The sequence below is a fragment of the Solibacillus sp. NPDC093137 genome, from assembly GCF_050280445.1.
Classification (GTDB): domain Bacteria; phylum Bacillota; class Bacilli; order Bacillales_A; family Planococcaceae; genus Solibacillus; species Solibacillus isronensis_B.
In genome coordinates this window covers 130,371-142,859 of sequence record NZ_JBNNVH010000001.1, presented here as the reverse complement: position 1 = coordinate 142,859, position 12,489 = coordinate 130,371, and the positions used below count along the sequence as shown (strand labels likewise).

The following is a 12,489-nucleotide window of genomic DNA, read 5'->3' as shown; positions in this document are numbered from 1 at the left end:
TCTTCACTCTTTCACCTTCTCCTTGTCTCCCTTAAGATTTACACGCATTTTTGAATAATCAGGATTCTCCACTCTCGCATTTAATGATTTCCGAGCGATGAACGGATATGGTAGACGAACAAGGCTATCACCCAAATCTTTAAGTCTAGGTGGGTATAATGGCGCCATATAAGGAGCGCCTAAACTTGTTTGTCGTAATAGATGAATCACAAGAATACAAAGGGCAAGCATTATACCATAGTAACCCCAAAATCCAGCTAAAATGATGATTGGAAAACGTAGCAGCCTAATAACATTTCCCATCATATAACTCGGTGTTATAAAGGAAGACAGCGCACATAGAGCGACAATAATTATAAGAATATTACTCGTAATCCCTGCCTCCACTGCTGCTGTACCAAGTACGATCCCACCGACAATCCCAATTGTTTGTCCTATTTTTGTCGGTAATCTTGCCCCAGCCTCACGAAGCAATTCCATAATCAGCTCCAGAAATAGCGCCTCTAATATAGGAGGAAACGGTACTTTAGCCCTCGATTCACTAAGCGGAACTAAAAGCGGCTGTGGGATCACTTCATAATGAAAAGTTAATGATGCAACATACAGTGGTGTAAAAAAAATAGAGATAAAAATGGCTGCAAATCTTAGCCATCTTACAAATGTTGCAATTGGCCACCTCAAGTTTTTATCTTCTCTACTTTGAAAAAACTCAATAAATGAGTAAGGGCAAAGTATCCCCATCGAACTGCCATCAACAAGAATGCCTATTTTTCCACCCAATATACCATCGCAAAATCGATCGGGGCGCTCCGTTAATAACATCTGAGGAAAAATAGACAGGGAACTGTCATCGATTAACTCTGCCAGTTCCGCACTATCAATTAAATCTTCAATATCGAGAGCTTGTATTCTTTGTCGGACAGTATTTATATTTTGTTCTGATGCAACACCATCTAGATAAAGTATAGAGAGCGATGTATTGGTCTGGTTTCCTACCTTTAATTTTTCATTACTAAGATTTTTACTTAAAATAAACCGTCTAACAAGCGAGATATTTGTGGAGAGACTTTCATTAAACCCTACTTGCGAACCGATAACTTGCGATTCATTTTCAGGTGCAGACAAACTCCGTGATTCTCTTGCTGGAATAATGACCATAGTGACCAGTGCATGTCCCGCCACATGAATCATAACAGCGCCAGTTAACATAGTATCGATACTTTGATTTAATTTATTTTCCACGTTTACTTGTGGCAGAGGTAACTGACTCTGGATACTATTCGGGGTTCCTTCTTGTATATTCTGCAGAACAGGTAATATTTTACCGTTCATTATATCTTCTTTTATTAAGTTATCGATATACAAAATAGTAATTGAATCTGTTACATATCGAATTACTAAATCAGCCGGTGAATGAATTTGCTCTTTTACTTTTTTTATAAAAACATCAGTTGAATCGGAAATGGGTTGCCAATCATCCTTTTTGGTAGTTACTTCGGAAGTTGATGAAGTAGATTGTTTTTTTTCTCCCAGATTATCTTTTGAAGGCCTTGTTAAATCTCCTGTTTGTTTTTTGAACGTTGCCTTTTTATTCTTTTTTTCAAAAAACATAATCTTCCCCCATTTATCTAAAATTATATTTTTCGCTTACTCTATGTTTCGCTGAATAATGAATTCATTATCGCCAGATTATAGTCAAATATTCAAAAAGTACTTATTTAATTAAGAAAATAGGTCGGGTTGCGGAATTTACAGGGAAATAAGAGGTTGGTAGTTAAAGGGGGCCTATTTAAAATAAAATATCCATTTCCTTATAAGGAAATGGATATTTTTTCATATTATAATATTAAACAGCTAATAATTGTCCTTTCTGCAGTTTTTATATTATTCAAATATAATTTTTTTTACTGTGTCACGGTCTAATCGTTTAATTACTTCTACGATTAATTTCACCGCATTATCATAATCATCACGGTGCAGGATACCTGCGTGTGAGTGAATATAACGTGTTGCAACACCGATTGCCAATGATGGTACACCGTTTGCTGTAATATGGATACTTCCTGCATCCGTACCGCCGCCAGCCATTGCTTCGAACTGGTATGGAATACCTGCTTCCTCAGCTACATCAAGGACAAATTCACGTAACCCTGTATGTGATACCATTGATGCATCATATACGACAATTTGTGGACCTGCGCCCATTTTTGAAGTCGATTCTTTCGGTGTCACGCCCGGCGTATCGCCAGCAACACCAACATCTACAGAAAAACCGATATCCGGCTGTACTTTAAATGTAGAAGTTTTCGCGCCTCGAAGGCCGATTTCTTCCTGTACATTCCCGACACCATATACGATGTTCGGATGCTTTTCATCTTTTAATGCTTTCAGTACATCAATTGCAATCGCACAGCCAATTCGGTTGTCCCATGCTTTCGCCAATAGATGTTTTTCATTTTTCATCACATTGAATTCAAAATATGGTGTAATCATATCGCCAGGACGTACGCCCCACTCCATTGCTTCTTCTTTTGAAGTGGCACCGATATCAACGAACATTGATTTTATATCGACTACTTTGTTACGAACATCAGCCGGTAAAATATGTGGTGGCTTTGATCCGATCACACCAATAATTTCTTCCCCTTTTCGCGTTGTAATTGTCACACGTTGGGCAAGCATTACCTGGCTCCACCAGCCGCCTACTGTTTGGAAGAATACGAACCCTTTGTCATCGATGCGTGTAACCATGAAACCAACTTCATCCAAGTGACCCGCAACCATAATTTTCGGACCTTTTTCATCGCCTACTTTTTTTGCGATTAAACTGCCTAAGTTATCTGTTTCCACTTCATCTGCATATGGTGCGATGTACTTTTTCATCACTTCACGTGGTGCACGTTCATTTCCCGGTATACCGTTTGCATCTGTTAAATCTTTGAACATTTGTAATGTAGCATCGAGCTTTGTCATGTCGGTTTCCCCCTAATAATTACTCATCTTTATTATAGCGACAATATTTCGAAATGTGAAATAGTTTCTCGCCATTATGTAAATTAGTAGCCATTTCGTTGTCGTTCATAATTCTTTTCATTCTTTAATTTATATGCTTGGAAAACGTCATCGATTGTAAAGTTCAAGTTGTAGGCAATTAAGCTATACTGTTCCCACATTGCCCTGTAATTTTCTTCTGTTTGGTGCTGCAAAAACGTAAGAATCGTCTGTGTCGTATTAAGAAATGTTTCAGTTAACTCTTGCTTCTCTTTTAAATAGGGCCACTCCACTAAAAGAAAGCCGCGCATATTTCCAAGTGAAAGCATAAAGTGAACCGAATCTACAAACTCTTCTAAAAGGACAGCTCTTTTTGATGGCTCCTTTGTTGACCAATACTTGAAACAGCGTGTTTCGTTAGCAAGTTCACTTAACTCAACTAATAATGCGAGGCCTTTTTCGGCAAATACATCTTTTTGTACTTGTTGGTTTTCTTCAATAAATCGGTCTAGTTGCCGTTGCTTTTCAAATAATTGACGAAATTGCATTAAAACATCCCTCTTTTTCAAAATAAAATGAAACTTTTTATACTACTCAATCGTATAGGAGGGAATCACCGTAAGCAAGGAGGAAGTTTTATGGCTTTATTGTTACGAATTGCCATCATCCTTCTCATCATTTACATATTTTACAGAGGGGTACGCTACTTAATCGACCCAAAGCGTAAATTGGATGAGGCCTATGAAAATGGACAATATTATTTTTATGATGATGTAAAAAACATTCGGAAAAACTTTTTCATATCATATAAGGGGGCATTATTTGAAGGAGAAAAATATTTAGGTACGACGGACAATGCATTTGAAGTCGTAAGTATTTTCGTCTTTGTCCATGATGCGATGAAACTTCAAGGGTTTACGAAAGAGGATTTTATGTATTTGGAAAACGAGATTCTCATGAATTATCCAAACGCTTCGATTAATTGGAAAAATCCGATAGAAAAACTGATGAAAGCCTAACTGGGGACAGCGAACCGTAGATTGTACGGTTCGCTTTTATGTTTGAAACCTTTTTCATATATATCCGTATAAATGGATGAGGTGGAATATTATGGAAATTCATATTAAGAAAGCAGGTTATCTTGCAAATCAATCAAGCATTGAGCAAATTGATTTTTCAATGCAGCCTGGAACTATTACTGGTTTAATTGGGGGAAACGGTGCAGGGAAAAGTACTACAATTCAATCAATGCTTGGTGTTATTCCTTATTTCGAAGGGGCAATCACCATCCCCTCCTACGGTTATGTTCCAGAACGTCCATTATTATATGAGCATTTCACACTGCGCGAGCATCTTCAATTTTTAATTGATGAATATAACGACAAAACACTTTGGGATAAAGCAGAGCAGTTACTCAAACTCTTTCAAATTGACAAGCGGCTGGATGATTTGCCGATATACTTTTCAAAAGGAATGCAGCAAAAAGTGATGCTTGTGCTGGCTTTTTTAATCGAACGACCACTCTACATATTGGATGAACCATTCATGGGACTTGATCCGCGAGCTATACGGGAACTGCTCGTTTTAATCGAAGAACGTAAACAGCAGGGTGCATCCTTTTTACTTTGCACACACCAATTAGAAATGGCTGAAATGCTTTGTGATCATTACATTCTCCTTCATGAAGGAAATATCCAGGCTAAGGGAACATTGCGTGAGCTTCAACAAATGATCGGACAACCTATTTCTTTACTGGATATCTTTTATGAATTACAAGGCAGGTTATAACGATGTTTACAAAACGCCTTTATTGCTCGTATCAATTTAATTTAAAACTAATTAAATCAATTACAGATTGGATAGTCCTTCTATACCTTGTAGTGCCCAGTGTCATTATCGGCTTTTTCTTATATCGCGATACTGCTGGTAATTTTCAAGTATTTGAGCTTCAGCCAATTCCCTTACTCCTTCTGTTATTTGGGATTAGCTTCTTGTTAGTTAAATCAGCTTTACGCCTCTTTATATATGATGCAGATCTGTTATTTTATAAGCAGCAGGGAAGTAAAATTCATCATATTAAACTATGGGGTTATTGTTATACATTTTTACAATATAACTTTGTACTTGTAATTCTATTATTGCTCGCTTCGCCTTTTATCTTATTTCCATTTTGGAAAGTCCTTTTGTCTTTAAATATAATAAGCGTACTCCATATATGGATACAGTATAGATATCAAAAGTGGTTTACAAAATGGCCGTTACTTTTCATTGTTCATGCACTCATTATTTTTTGCCTCGGCATTTTGCCATTATGGGGATTTTTCATACTTCTTCTTGCTGTTCATCTACTTTTACTAAATACTGTACTTAGCAATCGTTACTGGACAATCGAAACGAGCTGGGAATATGAGGCCCTTTACAGTTGGATGAAGCGCATTTATCAATTTAGCTTGGAAATGCGATATTATATGCCAGCTAAGACAAAGCAGCCGCTTATTTTACTTGCCAAAAAGAAAGTATTAAGTACACACCGGATCGATAATTTAATTTACAAAACATTATTGAGAAAACTGAATTACTTGAAATCGCCCGTTCAACTCATTGTCATTAGCATCGGCCTTCTCTTCGTTCTACCTATCTGGGCAAAAGCAGTTGTCCTCATATTTTCTTTTATCGGTTTAAACGTTGCCCTTAGTTCTATCCTGAATGAAATTAAACAAGCTCCTTTTTTTCAACTAATGTCTGTTCAGGAAAATGAGTGGTTTCAGGCAAAAAAACGTATCAAATACCGTTTTTTTGGTCCGATTAGCGTTGTCTTGATGCTCCTATTTTTTATCATTTAACACAGAATTGGATGCTGCATTTTACTGCAGCATCCATTTTAACGATTATGTCCATAATGGCCAGGATTCGCGACTGCACCAATCGTACTTACCCAGCGGTTTGTATAATTGAAGAATCCGGCAACATATGCGGCTTCCAATATTTCATGATCATTAAAGCCAGCCTCACGTAGTAGATCGACTTCTTTAGTCGTTATTTCATTTGGATATCTTGTTACCCGGTAGGCATAATCACATAACGCACGCTGCTTTACCGTAAGTTTTGCAGAGCGGTAGTTGTATGTTAATTGGTCAACCCACCCAGGATTTTTTGTTATCCCGCGAAGTACATCACTATGTGAAGTGAGGCAATAATTGCAATTATTTGTCGAAGAGACAACGAGCCCGATCATTTCCTTGTCTGCTAACGACAAATAAGTTGTTTCTTCATTGAACAAAGAATATTTAAATTCCAAAAATCCTTTATACTGTAGCGCATTCAATGGAAGAATTTTAAATAAATTATTTACAAAACCATTCTGCTCCAGCTGCTTTTCAACATGTTGATCGAAAAGTTGCTGTACATCTCCCGGTATTTCCTCTTCATTTGGCTTCTGTAAATAAGACAACTGCTCTTCGTATTTGCTCATTTCACTACTCCCTGCTTTTTAATTTACTGAATTTATTATAAATTACAACTATTAAACTAACAAACGAATAATCTGCTAACTGTATAAAAATAGCATAGACAAACTTAGTCTATGCTTCGGGATGATATTAAAATAGCTGAACGAGTAAGAATACATGGATTGCTCCAAGTAATGGAAAGCCAAATGCAAATTTATTGTGCTTTGTTTTATGACGGAATAAATACATTCCTAATACACCGCCAAGTGCACCTCCCAGAACACCTAATGTTAATAAAGTCCTTTCGGAAATACGCCATTCCTTCTTTTTTGCACGTTCTTTATCTATGTACATATATACACATAATACGAGTGAAACAACTGCAACATATGAAAGTGCTGCTAATTCCATCTGAATTCCCCCTAATCAAAAAAAGACTGATAAGGAGCAAATCCCTATCAGTCTTTATTATATACTAAAATTATTTAGCAACTGCTTTTTTAGCTTCTTCAGCTAATTGAGCGAATGCTGAGCTATCAGTTACAGCTAAGTCAGCTAACATTTTACGGTTAACTTCGATACCTGCTACTTTTAAGCCGTGCATTAAACGAGAGTAAGATAAACCGTTCATACGTGCAGCTGCGTTAATACGAGTGATCCATAATTTACGGAAATTACGTTTCTTTTGACGACGGTCACGGTATGCATATTGACCTGATTTCATTACTGCTTGGTTAGCTACTTTGTATAAAGTATGTTTTGAACCGTAGTAACCTTTAGCTAATTTTAAAACTTTTTTGCGACGAGCGCGTGTTACTGTTCCGCCTTTTACGCGTGGCATAGTAATTACCTCCTGCTAATTCTTTCGAATGCTTAATTTTATTTTTGTTTTGTATAATCTTTTAACGGTCAAAGATTATTTCATGTAAGTTAATAATGTACGAATACGCTTGAAATCGCCTGAAGTAGCAACTTTCGCTTTACGTAAGTGACGTTTTGCTTTAGTTGATTTGTTAGCGAATAAGTGAGAGCCATAAGCACGGTCAAATTTTAATTTACCAGTACCTGTTTTTTTGAAACGTTTCGCAGCTCCACGGTGAGTTTTCATTTTTGGCATGTCGATTTCCTCCTAAACTTGTTACTACATACGTATTATTTCTCTGTCTTCGGTTGAAGAACTAAGAACATGCTTCGGCCTTCCATCTTCGGTTTTTGTTCAACCGTAGATACTTCAGCACAAGCTTCAGCAAAGCGATCTAACACACGCTGACCGATTTCTTTGTGTGTAATTGCACGACCTTTAAAGCGAATTGACGCTTTAACTTTGTCACCTTTTTCAAGGAACTTAATCGCATTACGTAATTTCGTTTGAAAATCATGTTCATCGATCGTAGGGCTCAAGCGAACCTCTTTCATTACGATTACTTTAGAATTTTTACGAATTTCACGATCTTTCTTTTGCTGATCGAACTTAAATTTACCATAGTCCATGACACGAGCGACTGGTGGCTTGGCTTGAGGGGCCACAAGGACAAGATCCAAGTTAGCACGAGCGGCAATTTCCAACGCTTCAGTACGCGTTTTTAAACCAAGCTGATCACCATTGTGATCAATTAGACGAAGTTCTCGCGCGCGGATGCCTTCGTTTACATACATGTCTTTGCTAATATTAATCCACCTCCAAGTGTTTGTCGCGAATACATGAGTTGGTGTAAAGTATAACCCTGTCGAACGGTACACCTCTGCGTGATGTCCATATGTTCTTTTCATTTTTACAAACAAAAAGGACGGACATTTGAGATGTCCGCCCGCTATATGTGCATACGCATTCATGCGTAAAACAATTCAACGTTTCTGATACCTGCTCGTAACTTTTATAAAAGCACTTGTCAGGTGAGAAGCGGGCAGCCTCTACTTTCAAACTTTTGTATTCATAACTTAAATAATCTTACCACGGGACCAAAGTAACGTCAAGCATTTTTATATGATTAATTTTATTGTTTCTCCGTTTTTAAAAAATAAATGAAATTAATTTTCATTTCCAGGTTTCACTTAAAAAATTCGTGGTATCTAATTAAGGACTCACATTTTATCGATAGGAGGAATTTTTAATATGTTCAGACATCAAAAAGAATTACAATTTGAGGTAAAAGTTGAAAGACCGGACCCATTATTAGCGAAACAAATTCAGGAAGTTCTTGGCGGTCAGTTCGGTGAAATGAGTGTCATGATGCAATATCTGTTCCAAGGTTGGAACTGTCGTGGCGAAGAAAAATATAAAGACTTATTAATGGATATCGGTACCGAGGAAATTGGTCACGTTGAAATGCTATGTTCTTTAATTAGTCAATTACTGGACGGTGCATCACCGGATGACCAGCAGAAAATTGCAGAAGACCCAATGATGAATTCAATTATGGGCGGCATTAATCCGCAACATTTAATTGTTAGTGGTTTAGGAGCTACTCCGAAAGACTCTAACGGTGTACCATGGAATGCTGGTTATATTGCAGCGAGTGGTAACCTGCTGGCAGACTTCCGCGCAAACTTAAATGCTGAATCACAAGGCCGTCTACAAGTTGCGCGTTTATACCATATGACAAAAGATGAAGGTGTACGTACTGTATTCAGAAAAATGCTGGCACGCGACCGTTATCACCAATATCAATGGATGGCGGCTATTAAAGAGCTTGAAGAAAAGAAAGGTGTTGTCGTTCCCGCTTCATTCGCACCGGAAGACGAGTTGGAAGCTCAGCCGCATGCCTATGAATTATGGAGCTTATCAGAAGGAACAGCATCTAAAAATGGTCCGTGGGCACAAGGTACAGCACCAGACGGAACTGGGGAATTTGTATTCTTGGATAACCCGGCACCAATGGGACAAGTACCGAACCCGGCCGTACCACCAACAACTTTACACCATGATATCGATGTAGATAAAAAATTATAATCTACGATAAAAACTGTTCTCGACTTGTTATGAATTACATACAATTCGAGGACAGTTTTTTGTTTTACATCATATTAGGAGGGGTGTCGAATATAGTTGGCGGTGCTGGCCGTAAAACAGGAGCCGGCGCAAAAGGTTGCGGGTGTTCCACATAATTAAATACACCTTCCCCGTCCATACTCGGCCCGTGCGCCCAACGTCCGTGCGCACTTTCATTTCCACGGGAGAAGTTAAATAATGTATAGGCTACTTCTCGTCTTTCAAGCTCTTTAGGGAAAGTACTTGGCACGACAATATTTTCCTGTGCCTCTAATTCTTTAATCGCTGCAACCCACTGATTTTGATGCATTGTATCTCTTGCAAGCAACCATGAAAACATATCACGTACCCCTGGATCATCCGTTTCATAATAAAGACGCGCTACCTGTAGACGTCCTTGTGATTCGGCATTCAGATTCGCACGGAAATCCGCCAGTAAGTTGCCGCTTGCTGCAATATACCCGGCATTCCATGGCACACCATTGGAATCCTTCGGTGCAGCCCCTAGACCACTAACGATTATATGTTGCGGATTACTGCCTCCTAAAATTGCCGCTATCAGCGGGTCCTTTGCAGCCTCATCTAATATTATCGGTTCTACCCCATCCAACAATCTCGCAATCATTGTTGAAATCATTTCTATATGAGCAAGCTCTTCCGTGCCTGTATCCATCAGTAAGTCACGGTATTTTTCATTGCCTCTCGTATTCCAGCCTTGAAATAAATATTGAAGTGCTACCGACATTTCTCCAAATTGACCTCCGAGAATTTCTTGCATTTTCCGTGCCATAACCGGATCCGGTTTACACGGCTTGGCTTCATACTGCAGCTCCTTTATATGATAAAACATTTATTCACTCCTTTTATATTTCCTACTATATGCATTTACCTAAAAAATGCTTTTAAAAAATATAAAAATCGTAGCTTTCATTTAAAAAACCAAAAAGGCGTCCCACAAAGTGCGGGACGCCTTCTTCTTCTTATTTCTTCACTTCTGCTGTAATGTCTGCAAGGAACTGTTCAAAGCTGATTGTTTCTGAATCCTTTGAACCGTAACGGCGGATATTTACCGCATTTTCTGCAACTTCTTTATCTCCAAGTACAAGCATGTACGGGATTTTTTGCATTTGTGCTTCACGGATTTTATAACCTAGTTTTTCTTCGCGGTCATCCATTTCCACACGGATACCAGCTGCAGCTAATTTTTCTTGTACTTCGCGTGCATAATCATAGTGCACTGCATTTGATACAGGAATAATTGTTGCTTGCACCGGTGCCAACCAAGTCGGGAATGCCCCTTTGTATTCTTCAATCAAGAATGCTACGAAGCGTTCCATTGTCGATACAACACCACGGTGGATAACAACTGGGCGTTGAGGCTGACCGTCTTCACCAATGTAAGAAAGGTCAAAGCGTTGTGGCAATAAGAAGTCAAGTTGTGCAGTCGATAATGTTTCTTCTTTACCAATTGCTGTTTTTACTTGAACGTCTAGCTTCGGACCATAGAATGCTGCTTCATCTTCTGCGATGAAGTAATCATAACCAAGCTCATCCATTGCTTCTTTTAACATCGCTTGTGCAGTTTCCCACATTTGATCGTCATCAAAGTATTTCTCAGTGTTATTCGGGTCACGGTAAGAAAGGCGGAATGAGAAATCTTTAAGATCAAAGTCTTTATATACTTCTAAAATCAATTCCACTACTTTTTTGAATTCTGCTTTAATTTGATCCGGACGTACGAAAATGTGCGCATCATTTAAAGTCATTCCGCGTACTCGTTGCAGACCAGATACGGCACCACTCATTTCATATCGGTGCATTGTGCCAAGTTCTGCGATACGGATTGGTAAGTGACGGTAAGAGTGCAGACCGTTTTTGAATACCATCATATGGTGAGGACAGTTCATTGGACGTAAAACAAGTGTTTCATTGTCCATTTCCATTGGCGGGAACATGCCATCTTGATAGTGCTCCCAGTGTCCTGATGTTTCGTATAATTTTTTCGAGCCAAGTACTGGTGTATAAACGTGTTTGTAACCTAAAGATAATTCTTTATCTACAATATAGCGTTCAATAGTACGGCGGATTGTTGCACCGTTTGGTAACCAAAGTGGTAAACCTTGACCAACTGTTTGGCTAGTCATGAATAAATCCAATTCTTTACCGATTTTACGGTGGTCACGTTCTTTTGCTTCTTCAAGCATTTGAAGGTGGTGCTTCAACTCGTCTTTAGTGAAGAATGCAGTACCGTAAATACGTTGCAGCATTTTGTTGTCTGAGTTCCCGCGCCAGTAAGCACCAGCTAATGATAATAGTTTGAACTCTTTTAACTTGCCCGTAGATGGTACGTGTACACCACGGCAAAGATCAAAGAAATCGCCTTGGTAGTAAATTGATACTTGATCATCTGCTGGAATTGCTTCAAGTAGTTCTAATTTATACTCGTCGCCAACTTCCTCGTAAATTTTTTGTGCTTCATCACGAGAAACGTTTTTACGCTCAATTTCGATGTTTTCGGAAATAATTTTTTTCATTTCTTTTTCAATTGCCGGTAAATCTTCTGCAGTGATTGGTGTTGGTGAATCGATGTCATAGTAGAAGCCTGAATCGATAACTGGACCGATACCTAATTTTGCGTCCGGGTATAGACGTTTTACTGCCTGTGCTGTTAAGTGGGCAGTAGAATGACGAAGAATTTCTAATGCTTCGTCTGATTTATTTGTAATGATTTCGATTGCACCATCTTGCTCGATTCCTGTTTTTGCATCGATTAATGTGCCGTTGATTTTACCTGCTAATGTTGATTTTTTTAGACCTGGGCTGATTGAGCCTGCAACGTCCAATGTAGATGTTCCCTTGGCAAATTCCTTTACTGCGCCATCCGGGAATGTTAATTTGATCATTTCTGACATGTTGTTGTCCTCCTTATAAGGTTTTTATTTAATTGAGAGTAGCAAAGTGTCATCATTCTAATCCGTTGATTTCCGTTTCGGGCGGACGCTTTCCGCGGGCGTGGCCTTACACGAGCGTCTCAGGCGTCACGCTATTCCCGCTGGAGTC

Annotated in this window: 14 protein-coding genes; 4 read left to right on the top strand and 10 right to left on the bottom strand. The window is 38.6% G+C overall.

The features are described from left to right. Positions 1 to 3 precede the first annotated feature (3 nt). The 3 genes from ACQKN3_RS00675 to ACQKN3_RS00665 form a co-directional block, all read right to left on the bottom strand. Positions 4 to 1,611 (bottom strand): spore germination protein, encoded by a 1,608-nt coding sequence (locus ACQKN3_RS00675; protein WP_427708691.1) that lies wholly within the window; start codon positions 1,609 to 1,611, stop codon positions 4 to 6. 273 nt (positions 1,612 to 1,884) lie between these two features. After that, positions 1,885 to 2,973, bottom strand: coding sequence for a M42 family metallopeptidase (locus ACQKN3_RS00670; protein ID WP_427708689.1), 1,089 nt, complete (start codon positions 2,971 to 2,973; stop codon positions 1,885 to 1,887). 83 nt (positions 2,974 to 3,056) lie between these two features. Next, positions 3,057 to 3,539, bottom strand: a complete 483-nt coding sequence (locus tag ACQKN3_RS00665) for a dUTP diphosphatase (protein ID WP_251686525.1) — start codon at positions 3,537 to 3,539, stop codon at positions 3,057 to 3,059. A 90-nt stretch (positions 3,540 to 3,629) separates the two neighbouring features. Between ACQKN3_RS00665 and ACQKN3_RS00660 the strand changes: the two genes are divergently transcribed. The 3 genes from ACQKN3_RS00660 to ACQKN3_RS00650 all read left to right on the top strand — a co-directional run bounded on the left by ACQKN3_RS00660 (position 3,630) and on the right by ACQKN3_RS00650 (position 5,834). Continuing rightward, positions 3,630 to 4,010: a sigma-w pathway protein ysdB gene (locus tag ACQKN3_RS00660; RefSeq protein WP_251686524.1), complete on the top strand. Its 381-nt coding sequence runs from the start codon at positions 3,630 to 3,632 to the stop codon at positions 4,008 to 4,010. Positions 4,011 to 4,101: 91 nt separating this feature from the next. Beyond that, complete coding sequence (locus ACQKN3_RS00655; RefSeq protein WP_427708686.1) at positions 4,102 to 4,779, top strand: ABC transporter ATP-binding protein; 678 nt, start codon at positions 4,102 to 4,104, stop codon at positions 4,777 to 4,779. Positions 4,780 to 4,781: 2 nt separating this feature from the next. Then, entirely contained in the window at positions 4,782 to 5,834 is a 1,053-nt protein-coding gene (locus tag ACQKN3_RS00650) for an ABC transporter permease (RefSeq protein ID WP_427708684.1), read from the top strand. Between the two features lie 38 nt (positions 5,835 to 5,872). On the opposite strand, the gene ACQKN3_RS00645 is transcribed toward ACQKN3_RS00650, so the two are convergent. The 5 genes from ACQKN3_RS00645 to infC all read right to left on the bottom strand — a co-directional run bounded on the left by ACQKN3_RS00645 (position 5,873) and on the right by infC (position 8,096). Next, positions 5,873 to 6,463 (bottom strand): peroxidase-related enzyme, encoded by a 591-nt coding sequence (locus ACQKN3_RS00645; protein WP_427708682.1) that lies wholly within the window; start codon positions 6,461 to 6,463, stop codon positions 5,873 to 5,875. Between the two features lie 127 nt (positions 6,464 to 6,590). After that, complete coding sequence (locus ACQKN3_RS00640) at positions 6,591 to 6,851, bottom strand: DUF1294 domain-containing protein (protein ID WP_251686520.1); 261 nt, start codon at positions 6,849 to 6,851, stop codon at positions 6,591 to 6,593. 70 nt (positions 6,852 to 6,921) lie between these two features. Further along, a complete protein-coding gene (gene rplT / locus ACQKN3_RS00635) occupies positions 6,922 to 7,281 on the bottom strand; it encodes a 50S ribosomal protein L20 (protein ID WP_251686519.1) in 360 nt (119 codons plus the stop codon). A gap of 75 nt (positions 7,282 to 7,356) precedes the next feature. Further along, the gene (rpmI, locus tag ACQKN3_RS00630) at positions 7,357 to 7,557 is read right to left on the bottom strand and encodes a 50S ribosomal protein L35 (RefSeq protein WP_008407727.1); all 201 of its coding nucleotides are present in this window, start codon (positions 7,555 to 7,557) and stop codon (positions 7,357 to 7,359) included. Between the two features lie 35 nt (positions 7,558 to 7,592). Next, complete coding sequence (infC, locus tag ACQKN3_RS00625; RefSeq protein ID WP_039967350.1) at positions 7,593 to 8,096, bottom strand: translation initiation factor IF-3; 504 nt, start codon at positions 8,094 to 8,096, stop codon at positions 7,593 to 7,595. Between the two features lie 457 nt (positions 8,097 to 8,553). Here infC and ACQKN3_RS00620 point away from each other — a divergent pair, with 457 nt between their 5' ends. After that, positions 8,554 to 9,390 carry a manganese catalase family protein gene (locus ACQKN3_RS00620; protein ID WP_427708679.1) on the top strand — a complete coding sequence of 279 codons (837 nt, stop codon included), beginning with the start codon at positions 8,554 to 8,556 and terminating at the stop codon, positions 9,388 to 9,390. 64 nt (positions 9,391 to 9,454) lie between these two features. On the opposite strand, the gene ACQKN3_RS00615 is transcribed toward ACQKN3_RS00620, so the two are convergent. Continuing rightward, positions 9,455 to 10,279, bottom strand: coding sequence for a manganese catalase family protein (locus ACQKN3_RS00615; RefSeq protein WP_427708677.1), 825 nt, complete (start codon positions 10,277 to 10,279; stop codon positions 9,455 to 9,457). Positions 10,280 to 10,409: 130 nt separating this feature from the next. Continuing rightward, on the bottom strand, positions 10,410 to 12,341 hold the full coding sequence (thrS, locus tag ACQKN3_RS00610; protein ID WP_251686517.1) for a threonine--tRNA ligase: 1,932 nt from the start codon (positions 12,339 to 12,341) through the stop codon (positions 10,410 to 10,412). Positions 12,342 to 12,489: the final 148 nt, after the last annotated feature.

Coding starts and splice junctions, on each gene's coding strand:
- rpmI (WP_008407727.1), bottom strand. CDS start 7,557: ATGCCAAAAATGAAAACTCACCGTGGAGCTGCGAAACGTTTCAAAAAA.
- infC (WP_039967350.1), bottom strand. CDS start 8,096: ATGTATGTAAACGAAGGCATCCGCGCGCGAGAACTTCGTCTAATTGAT.
- ACQKN3_RS00615 (WP_427708677.1), bottom strand. CDS start 10,279: ATGTTTTATCATATAAAGGAGCTGCAGTATGAAGCCAAGCCGTGTAAA.
- ACQKN3_RS00675 (WP_427708691.1), bottom strand. CDS start 1,611: ATGTTTTTTGAAAAAAAGAATAAAAAGGCAACGTTCAAAAAACAAACA.
- ACQKN3_RS00650 (WP_427708684.1), top strand. CDS start 4,782: ATGTTTACAAAACGCCTTTATTGCTCGTATCAATTTAATTTAAAACTA.
- ACQKN3_RS00665 (WP_251686525.1), bottom strand. CDS start 3,539: ATGCAATTTCGTCAATTATTTGAAAAGCAACGGCAACTAGACCGATTT.
- ACQKN3_RS00670 (WP_427708689.1), bottom strand. CDS start 2,973: ATGACAAAGCTCGATGCTACATTACAAATGTTCAAAGATTTAACAGAT.
- ACQKN3_RS00660 (WP_251686524.1), top strand. CDS start 3,630: ATGGCTTTATTGTTACGAATTGCCATCATCCTTCTCATCATTTACATA.
- thrS (WP_251686517.1), bottom strand. CDS start 12,341: ATGTCAGAAATGATCAAATTAACATTCCCGGATGGCGCAGTAAAGGAA.
- ACQKN3_RS00620 (WP_427708679.1), top strand. CDS start 8,554: ATGTTCAGACATCAAAAAGAATTACAATTTGAGGTAAAAGTTGAAAGA.
- ACQKN3_RS00640 (WP_251686520.1), bottom strand. CDS start 6,851: ATGGAATTAGCAGCACTTTCATATGTTGCAGTTGTTTCACTCGTATTA.
- ACQKN3_RS00645 (WP_427708682.1), bottom strand. CDS start 6,463: ATGAGCAAATACGAAGAGCAGTTGTCTTATTTACAGAAGCCAAATGAA.
- ACQKN3_RS00655 (WP_427708686.1), top strand. CDS start 4,102: ATGGAAATTCATATTAAGAAAGCAGGTTATCTTGCAAATCAATCAAGC.
- rplT (WP_251686519.1), bottom strand. CDS start 7,281: ATGCCACGCGTAAAAGGCGGAACAGTAACACGCGCTCGTCGCAAAAAA.